We start from the raw sequence: 19,339 nt of genomic DNA on the forward strand, positions 1-19,339 counted from the left end.
AATCGGAACCGGTTCAGCCGGAACGGAACGAGCGCAGCAGAATTCGTATTCGCCTACGCGGCGACGGCTTGGACGGCGACCACGGGACGGCGGCGTCACGGGCGAAACGGGCGGCATCGGCCGCGGTGCCGGTTTTGGGCCGGTGGCGCGCCCACTCGACGAAACGGTCCAGGAAATCCGGCCCCGCCGCGTACGCGAGCGCGGGATAGTGCTCGGCGATTTCGCGGCCCCGCTTACGCAGCAGCGCCTCCGCGGCGGCGGCGACGGCCGCCCGGTCGAAGCCCGGCGGAACCGGGTCGCCCGAGACCAACGCGCGCACCAGCGCCGCCTGCTGTTCCCGCAACCGCGGCAGCTCCGAATCGTTCATCGCACCCCGGCCCGGGCATGGGTGGTGATCGGGGCGCGGGCCGCGGCATCGGCGATGGCGTCCAGCTCGTCCAGTAACTCGGCAGCGGGAGGATAGTCGCCGTCGCGTTCGAGCATCAGCGGCACCGGATGGTCGGTGACGTACTCGGCGACGAGAGCCAGCACCTCGGCCGGGATCGGATGCCGGTGGGTGTCGTGATAGCGGCCGCCGACCTCCTCGCCGCCCGCGATATGGCAGTAGGCGACCCGGTCGGCCGGTAGGCGCGACAGCTCGGCCAACGGGTCCCGGCGCCGGTTGCGGGCATTGGCGTAGACATTGGCGATATCGACGAGCAGGTACACACCCGTGCGGTCGACCAGTTCGGCGAGGAATTCCGCCTCGGTATACCGGTCGTCGGGCCAGTCGAACAACGCCGCGATGTTCTCCACCGCCAGCGGTACCCCGAGCGCCTCCTGGGTGCGGGTGATATTCGCGGTCAACGCGTCCAGCGCCGCATCGGTACGCGGAACCGGCAGCAGATGCCCGGCTTCGATACCGCTCGCCCGGACGAAGGCCACATGTTCGCTGACCAGCGGAGCGCCGAGGGTGTCCGCGCAGGCCGCCAGGTGCGCGACCCGTCGTTCGTCCACGGGTTCGGCGCCACCGAGCGACAGCGAGACACCGTGCGGGACAACGATCGTCCCGCTACGGCGCAGGCTCTCGAGTTCGTCCGGAACCAGCACCGCGGCGGCCCGTCCGACCACCGGTAGCGATTCCGCGATGACCTCGCAGAAGTCGAGCCCGTCCAACCGGGCGATCAGCCCGCAGATCTGCGGCCGCCAGCCGATACCGAGCGTGGCCTCGGGAAGTGGTCCGGACACCGCTCACCCGCCGCAGCCACCGCAGCCACCGCACCCGCCGCCGCCGCACCCGCCACCCCCGTCGCCACCGCCACCGTCGCCACCGGCGTCTCCGCCACCGCCGCCCCCGTCGACCTGCTGAGCCGATATCGACTCCGACAGACCCGGGTCGAGCACCATCAGCGCGGCGGCACCGTACACCGCGACCGCCGCCGCGGCGGCATCCGGGCCATATGTGGTGTAGGAGGGAGAATTGGACGGACGCAGATGCCGGTTGCCCATGGTCGCGCGCTCCCTGGCGACCCGGCCCATCGGGGTGAGCCGCACCGGGGTCACTATCCGCCACCAGGCGAGGCCCATCAGCACCAGGATGATTCCGAGGATCACCACCGGGTTGCCGTTGATCAGGCCGGCGACGAACCGCACCCCGCCCAACAGGCCGATGATCGCGACCGGCATACCGGCGTCGCGCAGGGTGCGCCGGAGATCGTCCCCGGCCAGGTAACCGCGCCGGACGAGCTCGGCGCGCAGCGTCTCCAGCGGACCGTGCACCAGCCGGGTGGTGGTGGCGATCGACTGTTCGGATCGGTCGAGCCGTTCGTGCACGGTCAGCGTGAACGAATCGAGCCCGGCCCGGTGGCGGGTATCGGACCGGCGCACCGCGGCGCCGGTGGAATCGACGAGATCGTGGCTGCGCAGCAGTGCGACCGCCGCCATCACCGCGCGTTCATCGCTGAACAGCATGCCCGTCTCGGGGGCGGTCAACTGTTCGGCAGGCGGCTCGACCGGCGCCCCCGTCGCCTTCCAACGCAATCGGAATCCGACGGCGACGGCCAGCAGCGCTATCGGCACATATACCCAGAGAAACGCCGAACCGGAGATTCCCCAGGTTTCGCCTGCCGCGTACACCTGGGGGTATACAACCACACGGTCGATACTGTCCATCCCGCCTCCCGGCCCGCGCACCAGTGATCCCTTCAGTATCGGGCCGGATCCCCGAGCGCGCCATGGTGTTTCGATGACCGGGCCGTAACCGACACATGGCATCCTGGGGGAGATGAAGCCCTTCCAGGCCAATCCGGCACCCGCCCGCGGTACGGCGAGCCGTGAACTGTTGCGGTTCGCCCTCCGCCGGCATGAGATCGTGCTCCGGCAGACCCGCATCCGCCCCGGCGGCAGCAGTGGTTGGCACTACCACGACGGCACGCTGTTCGTGCTGGTGACGAAGGGAACACTGGACCATCCAGGGAAACACGCGCATCCGGTCTATCGGCGAGGACGCGTCTTCCGCGAGCCCAGCGGGCCGAAGTACCCGCATATCGCCCGCAACCGCGGTGCCGAGACCGTGGGTTTGCTGGTGTGCTATCTCAACCCTGCGGGCAGCCCGCTCTCACGCAGTATCGATCCCCCGAACGGGACGGCGGAGCAGACCTGAGGGCTACGCGACCTCGCCGCTCCGTTCAGAAAGCGGGCCGGCAGGTATCGCGCAGCGAGCACGCCCCACAGGACTGTCCACAGCCACCGACCGGAGCGGGCGGCGCAACCGCCTCGGCTGCCCGGGCACCCGCGTCGGCACCGATACCCAGGGCGTACAGCGCGACCACCCCGACACCGAGGGCGATCGGCAGCCCGACGAGACCATCCACCGCGTTCACCACCAGCGCACCCGCACCCAGCAGCGTCGCGGCGCCGATCGTGGTGGGGGCGGCGATACGATTCGCGGCCCGGAAGGCGGCCTCGTCGCGGAGGGCGGCCTCGGTGCGCACACCGAAGAAACGGTTCGGCCGCAGCCGGCCGGTCAGCCCGAGGACACCCGTCACCAGGGCCGATATGGCCAAGACGAAGAGGACGAGGGCGACGACGAACACCGGGTGAGCCTATCGCAGGTATTTCGCGGCCACGCTGCCGGCCCGGCCGGGGGCCACCGCCGGAGACGGGGGTCACACGGCCCGAAGGGCCGGAACGCGGCCCGCGGCGGGGACCGGCGCAACGGCGGTGTCACCCTTTTTGGGCTTGTCAAGGCCCACGTCTTACGCTGTTCGACGACGTGATATCTCCGGATCGGCAGCAGAGAAGGCAGGACCGTGCAGGACACCCGTGCATCCGAGACCGCCGGGCAGGGCTCGGTGAGCAGTGACGACCATGCCGTCGAGGCACCCGCGCACCGGTACACCGCCGAACTCGCCGGTCGGATCGAGCGCAAATGGCAGCAGCGCTGGAACGAACACGGAACCTTCCACGCACCGAACCCCGTCGGTCCGCTGGCCGGGCAGACCCCGCGGGACAAACTGTTCGTGCAGGACATGTTCCCCTACCCGTCCGGCGCCGGACTGCACGTCGGGCATCCGCTGGGCTATATAGCCACCGATGTCTACGCCCGCTACCACCGTATGCACGGGCGCAATGTGCTGCACGCCCTGGGCTATGACGCCTTCGGCCTGCCCGCCGAGCAGTACGCGGTACAGACGGGGGCGCACCCGCGCGATACCACCGCGACCAATATCGCCACCATGCAGCGGCAGCTGGACCGGCTGGGCCTGGGCCACGATCCGCGCCGCTCGTTCTCGACCACCGATCCCGAGTACTTCAAGTGGACGCAGTGGATCTTCCTGCGCATCTACAACGCCTGGTACGACCGGGAGGCCGACCGGGCCCGCCCCATCTCCGAACTGGAAGAGCAATTCGCCTCCGGTGCCCGGCCCGCGCCGGACGGCAAGGACTGGGCGAGTATGTCGGCCGCCGAACGCGGCGCGCTGATCGACTCCTATCGCCTGGTTTACCAGGCCGATTCGATGGTCAACTGGTGTCCCGGACTGGGTACGGTGCTGTCCAACGAGGAGGTCACCGCCGACGGGCGCAGTGAACGCGGCAACTTCCCGGTGTTCCGCAAGCGCCTACACCAGTGGATGATGCGCATCACCGCCTACGCCGACCGCCTGATCGACGATCTCGACCGGGTGGACTGGCCGGAGAACGTCAAAACCATGCAGCGCAACTGGATCGGGCGCTCGCGCGGTGCCCGGGTGCGGTTCGCCACCGATGCCGGGGACGTGGAGGTGTTCACCACCCGACCGGACACCCTCTTCGGCGCTACCTACATGGTGCTGGCCCCGGAACACGAACTGGTCGACCGGCTGACCGCCTCCGCCTGGCCGGACGGGGTCGACGCCCGGTGGACCGGCACCGCTCCCACCCCCGCCGAAGCCGTGGCGGCGTACCGCAGGTCCATCGCCGCCAAATCGGATCTGGAGCGCCAGGAGAACAAGGAGAAGACCGGCGTCTTCCTGGGCGGCTATGCCACCAACCCGGTGAACGGCGCCCGGATCCCGATCTTCATCGCCGACTATGTGCTCATCGGCTATGGCACCGGTGCGATCATGGCGGTTCCGGGACAGGATCAGCGGGACTGGGATTTCGCGACCGCCTTCGGACTGCCGATCATCCGCACGGTGCAGCCGAGCGAGGGTTTCGACGGAGAGGCCTATACGGGTGACGGCCCGGCCATCAATTCCGACTACCTCGACGATATGTCCGTCGACGAGGCCAAGGCGACGGTGATCGCCCGCCTGGAAGCCGACGGGCACGGCGAGGGCACGGTCCAGTACAAACTGCGCGACTGGCTGTTCGCCCGGCAGCGGTACTGGGGTGAACCGTTCCCGATCGTCTACGACTCCGACGGCGCGCCGCACGCCCTGCCCGAGTCGATGCTGCCGGTGGAACTGCCGGAGATGGACGATTTCGCCCCGGTGACCTTCGACCCGGACGATGCCGACTCCGAACCGTCGCCGCCGCTGGCCAAGGCCACCGACTGGGTGGAGGTGGAACTGGATCTGGGTGACGGGCCGAAGACCTACCGCCGCGATACCAATGTCATGCCCCAGTGGGCGGGCAGCTCCTGGTATCAGCTGCGCTACGCCGACCCCACCAACCCCGACACGTTCTGCGCGAAGGAGAACGAGAGTTACTGGTTGGGCCCGCGCCCGGCCGAACACGGTGCCGACGATCCGGGCGGTGTGGACCTGTACGTCGGCGGTGTCGAACACGCCGTACTGCATCTGCTGTACGCCCGGTTCTGGCAGAAGGTGCTCTACGACCTGGGCGATGTGAGCAGCAGCGAACCGTACCGGCGACTGTTCAACCAGGGCTATATCCAGGCCTACGCCTACACCGACGCGCGCGGGGCGTATGTACCGGCCGCCGAGGTGACCGAGCGGGACGGCAAGTTCTATTGGACCGATCCGTACGGCACCGAGACCGAGGTGGACCAGGAGTACGGCAAGATCGGCAAATCGCTGAAGAACGCCATCTCCCCCGACGAGATCTACGACCAGTACGGCGCCGACACCTTCCGCTTCTACGAGATGTCGATGGGTCCGCTGGACACCTCCCGCGCGTGGTCCACCAAGGACGTCGTCGGCGCGCACCGCTTCCTGCAGCGGGTGTGGCGACTGGCGGTGGACGAGGAGACCGGCGCGGTGCGGGTCACCGAGGACGCTCCCGGCGAGGGGACACTGCGGCTGCTGCACAAGGCCATCGCCGGGGTCGACGAGGACCTGGCGGCCATGCGCGACAATACCGCGGGCGCCAAACTGATCGAGCTCACCAACCACCTGACCAAGACCTACCCGGACGGCGCGCCGCGCTCGGCCGTGGAACCGGTGATCCTGATGCTGGCCCCGCTGGCCCCGCATATTGCCGAAGAACTGTGGGCGCGGTTGGGGCACACCGCGTCGCTGGCACACGGTCCGTTCCCGGTGGCCGATCCGGCGCTGCTGGTGGAGGAGACGGTGGAGTATCCGATCCAGGTGAACGGCAAGGTCCGCAGCCGGATCCAGGTGCATCCCGATGCCGACAAGGCCGCCATCGAAGCCGCCGCGCTGGCCGATGAGAAGATCGTCGCGCTGCTCGACGGCGCCACCCCGCGCAAACTGATCGTGGTGCCGGGCCGGTTGGTCAATATCGTCGCCTGAGCGGATCGTCCCCGGCGCCCGCCGCCGGCGATGACCGGGTCAGTAGGGCCGGAGGACGATCTCGGTCGGATGCCCGTCCCGCGGGGTGTCGATGGCATTGCGGATGGCGCGGGCGACGGTCTCCGTGGTCAGGAACTCCTCGGGGCGGTACTCCCGTCCTTCACCGGACACGATCGCGCGCTGCATATCGGTGTCGATCCGGCCGGGGTGGATGGAGGTCACCCGCAGGGCGCGCTCTTCCAGCCGCAGGGCGTCGCCGAACGCGCGCAACCCGAATTTGCTGGCCGCGTAGGAGGCCCAACCCGCGTTCGCACGCAATCCGGCCCCGGAGTTCACCAGCACCACGTGTCCGCCCGTGGCGCGCAGCGCGGGCAGCAGCAATCGGGTCAGCTCGGCCACCGCGACGAGATTGGCTTCCAGGGTGTCGCGCCATTGCCGCGCCGAGGACTCGGCGACGGTGCCCAGGTCGGCGATACCCGCGTTGTGAACCAGCACGTCCAGTCGCTCGATCGGCACCACCGCCTCGGCGACGGCCGCGTAGTCGGTCAGGTTCACCGGCCACCCGGTGGCTTCGGGCAGTTCGTCGAGGATCGCGGTCAGCGCCTCGGCCGTCCGGGCGCCCAGCAGCAGGGTGTGGTCGGGTGCGAGTTGCCGGGCGACGGCGGCACCGAGGCCCCGACTCGCCCCCGTGATCAGCGCCAATGGCCGCCGTGTCGTACCGTCCGAAGTTCCCTGCACCATACGAGGGACGGTAGCCGACCTCCGTAGTCCACTCGCAATACGGCGCAACCAGCGGGAAACAGCGCCCTGGTAGAAGTCGACATCACGGCGGAGGCCCCGACCGGTCGACCCGCAGAATGTAGAGATGGCACACCCCGGTTTCACCCCCACCCAGCTCGCCGCCCGCGCGGCCTATCTCCTGCGGGGTAACGACCTGGGCACCATGACCAGCGCGGCGCCCCGCCTGTATCCGCATATGTGGAGCTGGGACGCGGCGTTCGTGGCGGTAGGGCTGGCCCCGTTGAGCGTGGAGCGGGCGGTGGTCGAACTCGACACCCTGTTGTCCGCGCAGTGGAAGAACGGGATGATCCCGCACATCGTGTTCGCCAACGGTGTGGACGGGTATTTTCCCGGCCCGGCCCGGTGGGAGTGCCGCAGACTGGCCGCCAACGCCCCGGACGGCCCCGACACTTCCGGGATCACCCAACCGCCGGTGCACGCGATCGCCGTCCAACGCATTCTCGACCATTCCCGCCGACACGGCCGCAGCACCCGCGCGGTGGCCGAGGAATTCCTGAACCGACGCTGGGCGGATCTGGTGCGCTGGCACCGCTGGCTCGCGCACGCGCGCGACCCCAAGGAGAACGGCCGGATCACCCTGTATCACGGGTGGGAATCGGGTATGGACAATTCGCCGCGTTGGGACCGCGCCTACGAGCATGTGATACCCGGTGCGGACCTGCCCGCGTATCGGCGTGAGGACATACTCGTGGTCGCCGACCCCTCCCAACGGCCCACCGACCGCGAATACGACCGCTACCTGTGGCTGGTGGAGCAGATGCGCCGAGCGTCCTATGACGACGGCCAACTGGCGTCCACCATGAGCTTCGCCGTGGAAGACGTCTTCGTCACCGCCGTCTTCGCGCTCGCCTGCGAGGTGCTGGCCCAGATCGGCGAGGACTGCCACCAGCCCAAATCCGATATCCGGGAGTTGTTCGGCTGGGCGGACCGTTTCCGCGCCGGTGTCATCGCCACCACCGATCCCCGTACGGGCGCGGCACGCGACTACGACACCCGACTGAACCGCTGGATCGCCACCGAGACACTGGCCATGTTCGCGCCGCTGCTGTGCGGCGGGTTGAGCCGTGGCGTCGAACGCAATCTGCTGCGGCTGTTCGAGGGGCCGCGTTTCTGCGGTCATCCCGATCTGCGCTACGCGCTACCGCCGTCGACCTCGCCGGTGTCGAAGGATTTCCGGCCGCGGGAATACTGGCGCGGTCCGATATGGCCGGTGATGAGCTGGCTGTTCTCCTGGGTTTTCGCACACCGCGGCTGGGCCGAGCGGTCGTTTCTGCTGCGGGCGGAGGCGCTGCGACAGGCCGGCGATGGCAGTTTCGCCGAGTACTACGAGCCGTTCACCGGGGAACCGCTGGGCAGTATGCAGCAATCCTGGACGGCGGCCGCGGTATTGGATTGGCTGGGCTGAGCCGATATCGTCCGCCGCGGAGGGATCGGACACCGTCGCAGAAACGGCCCGGGCGAAACCTGATATTTCTCCGCTGTGTCTTTCCGGGTCAAATCATTACAAATGGCTATCGTCGATGGCCATGAATACCGCCCGTTGGAGATCGAGATCGACGATGGTGTCGGCACTGGCATTGGCCGGCGCGCTACTCGCCTTCCCCGTACCGGCGGCCGCCCAGCCGGCCGGCCCCGATGTCTCGTCCTGGCAGCATATCGACGGCCGGCTGATCGACTGGTTCGCGGTGCGGGCCGCCGGTCACCGCTTCGCCATGGTGAAGGCCACCGAGGGCCTCGACTACATCAACCCGTACTTCGTTCCGGACAGTCTGCTGATCCGGGCCGCCGGTGTCGCCCGCGGCACCTATCACTACGCGCGTCCGCAGCTGCCGCCCGAACCACAGGCCGCGCTGTACGCGACGGTGGTGCTCGGCCAGAACGGGCCGCTCGATCTGCCACCGGTCCTCGACCTGGAGCATTCGGGCGGGCTGTCGCCCGCGGCGCTGATCGATTGGACCCAACGCTATCTACGCACGGTCGAGAAACTGACCGGTCGGGTGCCGATCATCTACACCTATCCGACCTTCTGGCGCACCGCCATGGCCGACAGCAACCAGTTCCACCGCTATCCGCTGTGGATCGCCGACTATCGCGGCAATCCCGCCCCCGAGGTCCCCGGCGGCTGGCCGACGTGGACGTTCTGGCAGACCACGGACTCGGGCACCATCCCCGGTGTCCACGGACCCGTCGATCTGAACGTCTACAGCGGGGCGCAGGGCGATTTCAACCGGTTCGCCCAGATGTCGGGAGTCACCGGAAGCGGATAGCGCGATGCCGGTACCGACACGTGACGGTACCGGCATCAGGGCAGTCCACGGACGGATCTATACGCCGATCCGGCCGCTACCGCTCTTCCACACCGCCACCACCGACGGCCGAGGCTGGGCGGTGCCCCCGTCGGGCCAGTGCGAGGCGGGTTCGTCGACGGTGGCCCCGTCGGTTTCGCCCGGGTGCTGTACACAGACCAGCACCCGGTCCTCGGTGATCACCGGACCGCAGGTTTCGCCGCCCGCCGGAACCGTCAGGAACTGTTTGGTCTCCCCGCGCCGGTCGCCGTCGAGGATCACCGCGAAGAGGCCGTCATTGGAGTCCAGCGCATTGCCGTCGGTGCTGATCCACAGGTTGCCGTAGGGGTCGAACGCCAGGTTGTCCGGGCAGGAGATGGGGCTGACCTTCGCCTTGTCGAATCCGCCGTAGTAGGTGTCGGCCGCGGCCGGATCGCCGCACACCAGCAGCAGCGACCAGGTGAATTCGGTGCCGGCGTGGTCGTCGACCAGTTCGAGGACCTGGCCGTTCTTGTTCTCGTTGCGTGGGTTGGCCTCGTCGACAGCGGCCTTGCCCTCGGTGCCGCGCTTGGTGTTGTTGGTCAGCGCCACATACACCTTGCCGGTCTTCGGGTTGGCCTCGAAGTCCTCGGGCCGGTCCATCTTGGTGGCGCCCACCTTGTCGCCGGCCAGGCGGGTGAGGGCGGCGACCTCCACGGCACTCATCCCCTCCACCAGCGATTCGGCCCTACCGTCTTCGCCGGTGCGCAGGATCGGAATCCACTCGCCCTTACCGGTGAATCCCTGGTCGGAGGGCACGGCACCGGAGCCGTCGATCCGGTCGGGGTGATCGCCGGTCAGTTTCGCGACATAGAGGGTGCCCGCGTCCAGGATGGTCAGGTTGTGCCGGCGACCGGCGGCGCCCGTACCGGGCTGGACCTTGCGCGACGAAACGAACTTGTACAGGTACTCGAACCGCTCGTCGTCGCCGCTGTAGGCGACCACGGTCCCGTCGTCGGTGATATGGATATTGGCCGATTCGTGTTTGAAACGGCCCATCGCGGTGTGTTTGACCGGGACGGATTCCGGATCCCATGGATCGACCTCGACAATCCAGCCGAAACGGTTGGCCTCGTTGGGCTCGGCGGCGAGGTCGAACCGCTTGTCGAAACGCCCCCAGAGGTGCGGGGCATCGGCCTCGCCGACACCGTAACGGTCCAACCGCTGCGCCACGACCGGGTCGGCCGCCTCACCCGTGAAGTAGGTGTGGAAGTTCTCCTCGCCGGAGAGCACGGTCCCCCACGGCGTCACACCGCCGGAGCAGTTGGCCATGGTGCCCAGCACCGTGGTTCCGGTCGGGTCGGCGGAGGTCTTCACCGCATCGCTGCCGGCCGCGGGACCGGTGAGACGGAATTCGCTCGACGCGGTGATACGTCGGTTGTACTTGCCGAATACCGGGGTGAGTCCGCCGGAACCGGCATGACCCTCGACCTCGACCACGGACAGCCCGTGTGCGGCGACGGCGATCTCGAACTGTTCGCGGCTCATGGTCTCCGGGCGGAAGCCCGGGAACATGAGCGGTTCGGTGGTGTACTCGTGGTTCACTACCAGCAGATACCGATTGACCTTCCCCTCGATGGGGAGCAGGGCGGCGAAATCGCAGTTGTAGCCGAACTGCCGCGCCTGCGCCGCCGGGGTCTGTCGGTAGAAGTCGAACTCCGGGACGCCCTCGAACAGCGGGTCTCCCCAGCGGATCACGACACCCTGTTCGTAGCCGTCCGGTACGACGACGGCGTCCTCGGTGTTGGGGGCCACCGGGGTGAAATCGGTACCGGGTACAGGGGCCGAAGACGCCGAACCGCCATCGGCGCCGTCGCCGCAGGCGGCCAGTGCGCTTGCAGCACCGATCGCGAGTACCGCGGCAGCGCCGCCCTTCAGCACCCGCCGCCTCGTCAACGAGGCGACGATATCGCCGAAGTAGGCGCCCGACGAGGTGTTGGACACCTCGTGGAAGCAGGCATTACCGCATTTGTAGGCACACGTTATACCGGCACGGGAGGTACCGGTTTCGTGTTTCACGAAGAGAGGGAGAGGTTTCGAGTTCACGACGACTCCTGTTCCGGGCTGAACACCGCACGGTAGCCCAGCCAGGAGATACCGAGGAGTCACATAGTTGAATTGCCGGCCAACATCGGCCCGCCGGGTCCCGGCCCGATAGCTCTGGACGGTCCGAGCGGCCGGGCTGCGCCTGCGTGGTCACGCTCCGCTACCTCCTCCGGCGCCGACGCTCGGCCGCTGTGCTGTTCGAGCGGCCGAGCTGCGCCTGCGTGGTCACGCTCCGCTACCTCCTCCGGCGCCGACGCTCGGCCGCTGTCGCATCGGACCGACACCCGAGTCCGGTCAGTGCTCGTCGTAGTGTCCGTCGTGGGGAGCGTGCCGGTGACCGTCGTGGATGTAGTCGACATGATCACCGTGCGGGACCGCGACATGACCGCAGCCCTCACCGTGGACGTGCTCGTGCGTTCCGCTGTGTTCGGTGTGCCCGGCGGGCTCGCACTCGTCGAAATGGCCTTCGTGAGCACGATGCAAGTGCCCCTCGTGGACATAGTCCACGTGATCGCCGTGCGGCACGGCCACATGCCCGCAGTCCGGACCGTGCACATGATCGTGATCGGTGTGTTGAGCGTGTGCCGACGTCATGGCGTTCCTTCTTTCCTCGGATCGGTCAGGTGGAATCACACACAGATCACATTACCAATTGCGCATCAATGCACCGATAGGTCCGGCCCGTCGCCGCCGTGGCCCCGCGCGTACCACCGCGTTCGCTGTGGTCGTGCGCCGGACCGGCATGCGGATGTGGGCGTCAGGCGATACCGCTGACCGGTTCCGGGTTGACTTCATCGCGCCAGGCGAGCGCCGCACGCACCTCGGTCAGATCGTAGTCCGGGCCGTTGATACCCACCGTGAACAGGGTGGCGCCGGCTGCGAGATAACCGGGCGCGACCTCGGCACCCGGCCAGGCCACCGAACGCTCGATCTTGTCCGCCGGTGTACCCACCGCGGCGCAGTGTTCGGCGAGCACATTGCTCTTGTGGGTGAACACATCGAGCTCGCCGAAGCTGTGCCAGATATCGGCGTATTCGGCCACCAGCCGCAGTGTCTTCTTCTCTCCCCCGCCGCCGATCAGGATGGGGATATGACGGGTCGGTGCCGGGTTCAGCTTCTCCAGCCGGGCGGTGATCCGGGGCAGGTACTCCTTCAGCAGGTCCAGCCGGCCGCCCGCGGTACCGAACTCGTAGCCGTACTCGTCGTAATCGCGCTGGAACCAACCCGAGCCGATACCGAGAATGAGCCGGCCCCCACTGATGTGGTCGACGGTGCGGGCCATATCGGCCAACAGATCCGGATTGCGGTAGCCACCGCCGGTGACCAGGGCGCCGATCTCGACCCGTTCGGTCTGCTCGGCGAACGCGCCCAGCATGGTCCAGCATTCGAAATGCGCGCCGTCCGGATCACCGTACAGCGGATAGAAATGATCCCAGTTGAACACGATGTCCACCCCCGCGTCCTCACACCGCAACACCGCATCGCGGATGAGTCCATAGTCGGGGGCGTGCTGTGGTTGCAGTTGGACACCTATACGAACCGGTCGGCTCATCAGCATGGCTCCTCTGTGTTCGATGAGCGGCCGAGCTGCGCCTGCGTGGTCACGCTCCGCTACCTCCTCCGGCGCCGACGCTCGACCGCTGTGTCGGGTGATCTCCCGGTCCGAGGCTACCGGCGGCCGCCGGCCCGGGCACGGCAACGGCCCGTGGCCGCGCGGGTGCGGCGGAACCGGCCGCCGCGTTCCCGCGGTAGCGGCGAAATCTCTCCGCACACACCGTTGAATAGGGATTGGGTAACAGGTGAACACACAACTTCCGCCGGATGCTTCCGCGGGTAGCGTGGCGGCTGCGTCTCGTTGTCCCGGCCTTTCGGAGGGCCGGCGATCACGCACAGAAGGAGGGGTTCGTCCATGCCTGTGTGCACGACTCGCGACAATGTCGACATCTACTATAAGGACTGGGGCCGCGGACGCCCCGTCGTGTTCATCCACGGCTGGCCGTTGAACGCCGACGCGTGGGACGACCAGATGAAATGCGTCGCCGACCGCGGGTACCGAGGGATCGCCCATGATCGGCGCGGACACGGACGCTCCACCCAGCCATGGGACGGATACGACTTCGATACCTTCGCCGACGACCTGAACGACCTGCTCACGACGCTCGATATCCGCGACGCGACGCTCGTGGCGCACAGTATGGGCGGCGGCGAGCTCGCCCGCTACATCGGCAGGCACGGAGCCGAACGAGTGCGCTCGGTGGTGCTGCTCTCGGCGATCACGCCCCTGATGGGCAAGAACGAGAACAATCCCGAAGGGGTCCCGGAAAAGGTCTTCGACCAGATCAAGAACGGAATCCTCACCGAACGTTCGCAATTCTGGCGTGACACGTCCGAGGGGTTCTTCAGCGCGAACCGACCGGAGACCAAGGCCACCCAGGGAAACCGCGACGCCTTCTGGTTCATGGCCATGCACGAAAGCATCGAGGCCGGCGTGAAATGCGTCGACGCCTTCGCCCACACCGACTTCACCGAAGACCTGAGGAAGTTCGACATCCCCACCCTGATCGTGCACGGCGACGACGACCAGGTGGTTCCCCTCGACGCCACCGGCCGCAAGTCCGCCCAGGTCGTGCGGGATGCGATATTGAAGGTGTACGAAGGCGGATCGCACGGTATCGCGCTCGTCCCCGGGGACAAGGAACGATTCAACACCGACCTGCTGGAATTCCTCGAGCGCTGAGGGCCGTGATGGCGGACCGCGTTCCTCGGGCCCCGCCGACAGAACGCGGTCCCCGCGCCCGTAACGGAAACAGGCGGCCACCCGGATGAACCGCCACCGAGCCACGTAGTATCCCGGCAACCCTACTCGGATCGTCCGGCACGTTCCTGCCGGTGAAGGGAAGTGAACAGCCGTGGCCACGGTGACCTTCGATCACGCCACCCGACGGTTTCCGGGAGTGAGCACTCCCGCCGTCGACCAGTTGCAACTCGATATCGCCGACGGGGAATTCCTCGTTCTGGTAGGGCCGTCCGGATGTGGGAAATCCACCTCGCTGCGCATGCTCGCGGGTCTGGAAGAAGTCAACGGTGGCCGAATCCTGATCGGTGATCGAGATGTCACCCACGCCGAACCCAAGGACCGCGATATCGCGATGGTGTTCCAGAACTATGCGCTGTACCCGCATATGACGGTCGCCGAGAACATGGGTTTCGCGCTCAAGATGGCCAAGGTCGCCAAGGCGGAGAAACAGCGGCGAGTGCTGGAGGCGGCCGAACTGCTGGGTCTGGAACCCTTCCTGGACCGACTGCCGAAGGCACTGTCCGGCGGCCAGCGGCAGCGGGTGGCCATGGGACGGGCCATCGTGCGGAACCCGCAGGTATTCCTCATGGACGAGCCGCTGTCCAATCTGGATGCCAAACTCCGGGTACAGACCCGCACCCAGATCGCCCAGCTTCAGCGCAGGCTGGGCACCACCACGGTGTATGTCACCCACGACCAGGTCGAGGCCATGACCATGGGCGACCGGGTGGCGGTATTGAAGGACGGGCTGCTGCAGCAGTGCGCTTCCCCGCGCGACCTGTACCGTGATCCGGCGAATGTGTTCGTCGCCGGATTCATGGGCTCGCCGGCGATGAATCTGTTCACCCTGCCGGTCATCGACGGTGCGGTGCGACTCGGCGGGCACACCGTACCGTTGCCCCGGGATGTGGCGGATGTGGCGTGCACGTCGGTGACGTTCGGTCTCCGTCCGGAACACCTCGAACTCGGGAGCTCGGGCATCGAAATGGAGGTGGATGTGGTCGAGGAACTCGGCTCCGACGCCTACATCCACGGCCGTGCCGTCACCGACGACAAACCCGGTGCGGAGGCCGTCGTCGCCCGGGCCGACTGGCGGAACCCGCCCCCCAAGGGCAGCCGGGTGCACCTGACCCCCGACCCCGAGCACATCTACTTCTTCGCCGTGGACAATGGTCGCCGACTGAACTGAACCCGCCGGTCACGGCGGTCTTACGCGCGGGCTCGGACGGATAGGCGCTCCAGCCGATCACCGGATTCGCGGGAGGCGGACCACCGACGCGCGATCGGCGCATACTGTAGTGCCGGTGAGCGACCTACCGGCCATCGACTCCGTCCACGTCTATGCGATTCCCTTGCGGTCCAGGTTCCGCGGCATCACGGTACGCGAGGGTGTGCTGGTGCGCGGTCCGGTGGGGTGGGCCGAGTTCTGCCCGTTCGCCGAGTACGACGACCGGGAGGCGGCGAACTGGCTGGCGACCACCGTCGAACAGGCGTGTGCGGGATGGCCGGCTCCGGTGCGGGACCGAATACCGGTCAACTGCACGGTTCCCGCGGTCGAACCGGAACGCGCGTACGAGATCGTCGCCGCGTCCGGTTGTCGGACCGCGAAAGTAAAGGTGGCCGACCACCCCGACGCGCTGCCGGAAGACCTCGCCCGGGTGGAGGCGGTACGTTCGGCCCTGGGACCGGCCGGCGCGGTGCGGGTGGACGCCAACGCCGTCTGGGATGTGGATACCGCGGTCCGGCATATCCGCGAAATCGACCGCGTCGCGGGTGGGCTGGAATATGTGGAACAACCGTGCCGCACCGTCGAGGAACTGGCCGCGGTACGGCGCCGGGTGAATGTCCGGATCGCCGCGGACGAATCCATCCGCCGGGCCGAGGATCCGCTGCGTGTCGCGGTGGCGGGCGCCGCCGATATCGCGGTGCTCAAATGCACTCCGCTGGGCGGGGTTCGCCGCGCGCTGCGGGTGGCCGAGCAGGCCGGTCTGCCGTGTGTGGTGTCCTCCGCGTTGGAGACCAGCGTCGGGCTGGCCGCGCAGCTGGCCTTGGCCGCCACGCTGCCCGAGCTCGATTTCGCCTGCGGGCTCGGCACAATGGCCCTGTTCGAGGGCGATGTGGTGGCCGAACCCCTACGGCCGCGCGACGGCTATCTGCCCGTCCTGACGACCGCGCCGGCCCCCGAGCCGCATCTGCTCGAGCGATACCGTCACCCCGACCCCGAACGGACGGCCTGGTGGCTCGAACGCTTCCACCGCGTACTCGACCGCCTCCAGGTGTGATGTCCCGGGAGGCTGTGGCCGGTTACCACCTTTGCCGCGCGAGCGAACCGCCAAGGCGCGCTTCCGCTCAGCCCGGGCGAACACCACAGCCGAGCATGCCGATACGCAGCACGAACGCGGCCTCCGGACCGACGACCCCCTCGACGAGCTCCAGGTATCGGGTGCAGAACTCCGGGCCGTGGGGCGCGAGGTCGCACGACCGTGGGGCCAGATGGTGGGCCAGTTCGTGTAGTACGACCAATTCCCTGAGTGCCCAGGCGGCTCCCCGGAAATGCAGTGGCACGGCCAGTACCGCGCCCTCCGTCTCGTAATGCGCGGCGGTTGTTCCGGCGCGGGCGCGCACCCGGATCGGAACCGACGCCCGCGGCCAGTTCGTGCGGACCCAACCGAGCGCCAGGACCCGATCGCAGTAGCGTTGCACCGATTCCACCGAGGCGAATTTGCGCTCGACCGGAAGGGTCAGCCGGGAACCGTGCATCTCGACGGTTCGGTGTCCGAATTCGTCGGCTCGGTCGAACATACCGCGAACCAGTTGTTCGGCGTCATATACCTTGGCCCGCTGCGTATCTCTCACTGTCACTTGACGTATCACCACCTGAGGACAGGAATTTCGTCCGGCTACTCCCGCCCGCCGGATGTCAGTCGGCCCCGAGGGGCAGCGAGCTCGGCGGCGGTGCCCAACCGGGCGGCTCGGCCCGCCCGATCACCGGCGCGCCGGGCGTCGGGGGCGTAACCCGTGGACGCCTGCGGTCCCCGCCAGGTGCCGCGCGCCTCGGAGGTCCGAGTGTAGAAATCGGCCAGCTCCAGCTCCTTGCCGCGCAGCGCCAACGCGGTACCGGCTGCCGCCGCCCGCGCCGCCGAATCGCCGGTCGGCGCCGTCGCCGCCCGCTCGACCTCCGCCTTCTCCTCGGCCAGTCGCGCTCCGATCCGCGCCGCGAACGCCATCTGGAAGTTCAGCCGGGCCGTCACCGCCGCGACGGGGACCACCACGCGCCGCCGCATCCGACGTCCGCCGCGCACCTCGGTGACCACCTTCTCCATCGTCGCGCTGCGATACGCACCCGATTTGATGTAGTGGTCCGACGCCCGCACCATCTGCACCAGCACACTCGTGTACAGCGCCTCGCAGGTCGCGATGTCGGCGGCGAATCCGTAGGCGTACACCTGGGTCGAGGTGCGAGCGACATCGCAGCGTACATCATTGGCGTCGGCGATCGCCACGAACAACTGGACATAGGTGCGCAGTCCCTTACGTCCGGGTTCCCCGATGGGAATGACCCGCTGGATCGGTGTCGCGGGACGTTCCCGCCCGCTCACATGGGCACGCGCCACCGCCAGGTCGATCGAGGACCGGGTGGCCAGCCGCTGCGCGGCCGCCAGAAACGCCTCCGCCTCGTGCTCGTTGTCGGTGGACTCGGCCTTGCGCAACAGACCGCCGATCCGGGTGAGCAACCGGTTGGTTACCGCATGTGCAGACGTCATCACCGGCCAGCGTAGCCGGCCCGTCCCCGCATCCGCCCGGCACGGCGGATGGACAGCAGGTATCTTGCCTTGTGCACCGACCCCGGTGTGCCGCCGCTCACGTGTCGACCATGGAGTTCCGCGATGGTTTTGAAGAAGGTGCCGTCTCTCCGCGCCGCGCTCGCACCGGTTGCGGCCGCGCTGCTGACCGCCACCTTCGTCGGCGCATGCGGCACGAACACCAGCACCGAGCCGACCGGTGAGAACCTGACCGGCCGCGGCCCCATCACCTACGTCGAGGGCAAGGACACCACCAAGACGGGCGCGGTGAAACAGCTCATCGAACGCTGGAACGCCACCCACCCGAACGAGCAGGTGACCTACAAGGAACAGTCCAACGACGCGTCCGCCCAGTACGACGATCTGGTCGAGCACATGCGTTCGAAATCCGCCGACTACGACGTGGTCGCCCTGGATGTACCGTGGACCGCCGAATTCGCGGCGAAGGGATGGATCCAGCCGCTCGAGGGCGATTTCGCCATCGACACCTCTCCGCTGCTGTCACCGACGGTCGCCAGCGCCACCTACAACAACACTCTCTACGCGGCACCGCGCAACACCAACGGCGGCCTGCTGTTCTACCGCAAGGATCTGGTCCCGAACGCCCCGCGCACCTGGGGCGAGATGCTGTCGCACTGTCCGCTCGCCCAGCGCAGCGGTATCGGCTGTTACGCGGGCCAGTTCGCGCCCTACGAAGGGCTGACGGTGAATACCGCCGAGGTGATCAACGCCTTCGGCGGCACCTTCGTCGGCTCCGACGGCAAAACCCCCACCGTCAACAGCCCCCAATCCCGCGCCGGCCTGGAGCAGCTGGTAAGCGCCTACCGCACCGGCGTCATCCCGCGGGAAGCCATCACGTTCAAGGAACCCGAAAGCGGGTCCGCCTTCACCTCGGGCAAGCTCATGTTCCTGCGGAGTTGGCCGTCCACCTACGGGGACGCCGCCTCCGAATCGTCGGCGGTGCGGGACAGGTTCGGGGTGGCCCCGCTGCCCGGTGACACCGGGATCGGCGCGTCCACCCTCGGCGGCTACAACGCCGCGATCAGCGCGTTCTCCCAGAACAAGGCCACCGCACTGGATTTCCTGAACTTCTTGATCAGTGAGGAAGCCCAGCACATCATCGCCTCGGGCGCACTGCTGCCGGTTCGTGCCTCTGTGTACGATGATCCGGCGCTGATCGCCAAGATGCCGTACCTCACCGCGCTGCGGGATTCGATCGCGAGCGCGGTGCCGCGCCCCGTCACCCCCTTCTACCCGGCGGTGTCCAAAGCCATCCAGGACAACGCTTATGCTGCCCTGAACGGAACGAAGTCCGTGGACGACGCGATTATCGGCATGCAGAAAGGTATCGAGACAGCCGGATCGTAGCGATTGTTCAGCCGGACCCGGCGA

The 19,339-nt window shown here is 67.8% G+C and carries 18 protein-coding genes; 8 read left to right on the forward strand and 10 right to left on the reverse strand.

The genetic code is table 11. The features are described from left to right. Positions 1–13: 13 nt before the first annotated feature. The 3 genes from ON20_RS24790 to ON20_RS24800 are packed head-to-tail and all read right to left on the reverse strand — an operon-like array spanning position 14 to position 2,133. Positions 14–367: an SCO6045 C-terminal-like domain-containing protein gene (locus ON20_RS24790; protein ID WP_051163252.1), complete on the reverse strand. Its 354-nt coding sequence runs from the start codon at positions 365–367 to the stop codon at positions 14–16. After that, positions 364–1,227, reverse strand: coding sequence for an MbnB/TglH/ChrH family RiPP precursor modification enzyme (locus ON20_RS24795; protein WP_040839136.1), 864 nt, complete (start codon positions 1,225–1,227; stop codon positions 364–366). The genes ON20_RS24790 and ON20_RS24795 overlap by 4 nt, the downstream gene beginning before the upstream one ends. Before the next feature lie 3 nt (positions 1,228–1,230). Beyond that, complete coding sequence (locus ON20_RS24800) at positions 1,231–2,133, reverse strand: TIGR04222 domain-containing membrane protein (RefSeq protein ID WP_245547464.1); 903 nt, start codon at positions 2,131–2,133, stop codon at positions 1,231–1,233. 130 nt (positions 2,134–2,263) lie between these two features. Between ON20_RS24800 and ON20_RS24805 the strand changes: the two genes are divergently transcribed. Further along, positions 2,264–2,641, forward strand: coding sequence for a cupin domain-containing protein (locus ON20_RS24805; RefSeq protein ID WP_040839140.1), 378 nt, complete (start codon positions 2,264–2,266; stop codon positions 2,639–2,641). A gap of 25 nt (positions 2,642–2,666) precedes the next feature. On the opposite strand, the gene ON20_RS24810 is transcribed toward ON20_RS24805, so the two are convergent. After that, complete coding sequence (locus ON20_RS24810; RefSeq protein ID WP_040839142.1) at positions 2,667–3,074, reverse strand: SdpI family protein; 408 nt, start codon at positions 3,072–3,074, stop codon at positions 2,667–2,669. 258 nt (positions 3,075–3,332) lie between these two features. On the opposite strand from ON20_RS24810, the gene leuS reads away from it, so the two are divergent. Then, positions 3,333–6,176, forward strand: a complete 2,844-nt coding sequence (leuS, locus tag ON20_RS24815) for a leucine--tRNA ligase (RefSeq protein ID WP_040839319.1) — start codon at positions 3,333–3,335, stop codon at positions 6,174–6,176. Positions 6,177–6,215: 39 nt separating this feature from the next. Here leuS and ON20_RS24820 read toward each other — a convergent pair whose 3' ends face one another. Next, entirely contained in the window at positions 6,216–6,917 is a 702-nt protein-coding gene (locus ON20_RS24820; RefSeq protein ID WP_040839144.1) for an SDR family oxidoreductase, read from the reverse strand. 124 nt (positions 6,918–7,041) lie between these two features. Here ON20_RS24820 and ggh point away from each other — a divergent pair, with 124 nt between their 5' ends. Together ggh and ON20_RS24830 are read left to right on the forward strand one after the other, a co-directional pair. Next, on the forward strand, positions 7,042–8,382 hold the full coding sequence (gene ggh, locus ON20_RS24825; RefSeq protein ID WP_040839145.1) for a glucosylglycerate hydrolase: 1,341 nt from the start codon (positions 7,042–7,044) through the stop codon (positions 8,380–8,382). A 121-nt stretch (positions 8,383–8,503) separates the two neighbouring features. Beyond that, on the forward strand, positions 8,504–9,244 hold the full coding sequence (locus ON20_RS24830; RefSeq protein ID WP_086009065.1) for a glycoside hydrolase family 25 protein: 741 nt from the start codon (positions 8,504–8,506) through the stop codon (positions 9,242–9,244). 57 nt (positions 9,245–9,301) lie between these two features. Here the strand turns inward: ON20_RS24830 and ON20_RS24835 are convergent, their stop codons facing one another. The 3 genes from ON20_RS24835 to ON20_RS24845 form a co-directional block, all read right to left on the reverse strand. Then, positions 9,302–11,347 carry a PhoX family protein gene (locus tag ON20_RS24835; RefSeq protein WP_040839149.1) on the reverse strand — a complete coding sequence of 682 codons (2,046 nt, stop codon included), beginning with the start codon at positions 11,345–11,347 and terminating at the stop codon, positions 9,302–9,304. Between the two features lie 294 nt (positions 11,348–11,641). Beyond that, positions 11,642–11,941, reverse strand: a complete 300-nt coding sequence (locus ON20_RS24840; RefSeq protein ID WP_040839151.1) for a hypothetical protein — start codon at positions 11,939–11,941, stop codon at positions 11,642–11,644. A gap of 163 nt (positions 11,942–12,104) precedes the next feature. Then, on the reverse strand, positions 12,105–12,899 hold the full coding sequence (locus ON20_RS24845; RefSeq protein WP_040839321.1) for an LLM class F420-dependent oxidoreductase: 795 nt from the start codon (positions 12,897–12,899) through the stop codon (positions 12,105–12,107). Positions 12,900–13,256: 357 nt separating this feature from the next. On the opposite strand from ON20_RS24845, the gene ON20_RS24850 reads away from it, so the two are divergent. The 3 genes from ON20_RS24850 to ON20_RS24860 all read left to right on the forward strand — a co-directional run bounded on the left by ON20_RS24850 (position 13,257) and on the right by ON20_RS24860 (position 16,426). Next, on the forward strand, positions 13,257–14,084 hold the full coding sequence (locus ON20_RS24850) for an alpha/beta fold hydrolase (RefSeq protein WP_040839153.1): 828 nt from the start codon (positions 13,257–13,259) through the stop codon (positions 14,082–14,084). Positions 14,085–14,256: 172 nt separating this feature from the next. Further along, the gene (locus ON20_RS24855; RefSeq protein ID WP_040839156.1) at positions 14,257–15,333 is read left to right on the forward strand and encodes an ABC transporter ATP-binding protein; all 1,077 of its coding nucleotides are present in this window, start codon (positions 14,257–14,259) and stop codon (positions 15,331–15,333) included. 115 nt (positions 15,334–15,448) lie between these two features. Then, positions 15,449–16,426 (forward strand): o-succinylbenzoate synthase, encoded by a 978-nt coding sequence (locus tag ON20_RS24860; protein WP_040839323.1) that lies wholly within the window; start codon positions 15,449–15,451, stop codon positions 16,424–16,426. 67 nt (positions 16,427–16,493) lie between these two features. Here ON20_RS24860 and ON20_RS24865 read toward each other — a convergent pair whose 3' ends face one another. Together ON20_RS24865 and ON20_RS24870 are read right to left on the reverse strand one after the other, a co-directional pair. Next, positions 16,494–17,006: a TIGR04338 family metallohydrolase gene (locus ON20_RS24865; protein ID WP_040839159.1), complete on the reverse strand. Its 513-nt coding sequence runs from the start codon at positions 17,004–17,006 to the stop codon at positions 16,494–16,496. Between the two features lie 38 nt (positions 17,007–17,044). Beyond that, complete coding sequence (locus ON20_RS24870) at positions 17,045–17,908, reverse strand: DUF2786 domain-containing protein (RefSeq protein WP_051163254.1); 864 nt, start codon at positions 17,906–17,908, stop codon at positions 17,045–17,047. Positions 17,909–18,031: 123 nt separating this feature from the next. On the opposite strand from ON20_RS24870, the gene ON20_RS24875 reads away from it, so the two are divergent. Continuing rightward, entirely contained in the window at positions 18,032–19,315 is a 1,284-nt protein-coding gene (locus ON20_RS24875) for an ABC transporter substrate-binding protein (RefSeq protein WP_040839160.1), read from the forward strand. Positions 19,316–19,339 lie beyond the last annotated feature (24 nt).

The organism is Nocardia brevicatena NBRC 12119 (assembly GCF_000308495.1).
In the GTDB taxonomy this organism is placed as follows: Bacteria; Actinomycetota; Actinomycetes; order Mycobacteriales; family Mycobacteriaceae; genus Nocardia; species Nocardia brevicatena.

What these genes read in the sequence shown, in the direction of transcription:
- ON20_RS24840 (WP_040839151.1), bottom strand. Translation starts at nt 11,941, where the DNA reads ATGACGTCGGCACACGCTCAACACACCGATCACGATCATGTGCACGGT.
- ON20_RS24790 (WP_051163252.1), bottom strand. Translation starts at nt 367, where the DNA reads ATGAACGATTCGGAGCTGCCGCGGTTGCGGGAACAGCAGGCGGCGCTG.
- ON20_RS24850 (WP_040839153.1), top strand. Translation starts at nt 13,257, where the DNA reads ATGCCTGTGTGCACGACTCGCGACAATGTCGACATCTACTATAAGGAC.
- ON20_RS24845 (WP_040839321.1), bottom strand. Translation starts at nt 12,899, where the DNA reads ATGAGCCGACCGGTTCGTATAGGTGTCCAACTGCAACCACAGCACGCC.
- ON20_RS24820 (WP_040839144.1), bottom strand. Translation starts at nt 6,917, where the DNA reads ATGGTGCAGGGAACTTCGGACGGTACGACACGGCGGCCATTGGCGCTG.
- ON20_RS24870 (WP_051163254.1), bottom strand. Translation starts at nt 17,908, where the DNA reads ATGACGTCTGCACATGCGGTAACCAACCGGTTGCTCACCCGGATCGGC.
- ON20_RS24805 (WP_040839140.1), top strand. Translation starts at nt 2,264, where the DNA reads ATGAAGCCCTTCCAGGCCAATCCGGCACCCGCCCGCGGTACGGCGAGC.
- ggh (WP_040839145.1), top strand. Translation starts at nt 7,042, where the DNA reads ATGGCACACCCCGGTTTCACCCCCACCCAGCTCGCCGCCCGCGCGGCC.
- ON20_RS24875 (WP_040839160.1), top strand. Translation starts at nt 18,032, where the DNA reads ATGGTTTTGAAGAAGGTGCCGTCTCTCCGCGCCGCGCTCGCACCGGTT.
- ON20_RS24830 (WP_086009065.1), top strand. Translation starts at nt 8,504, where the DNA reads ATGAATACCGCCCGTTGGAGATCGAGATCGACGATGGTGTCGGCACTG.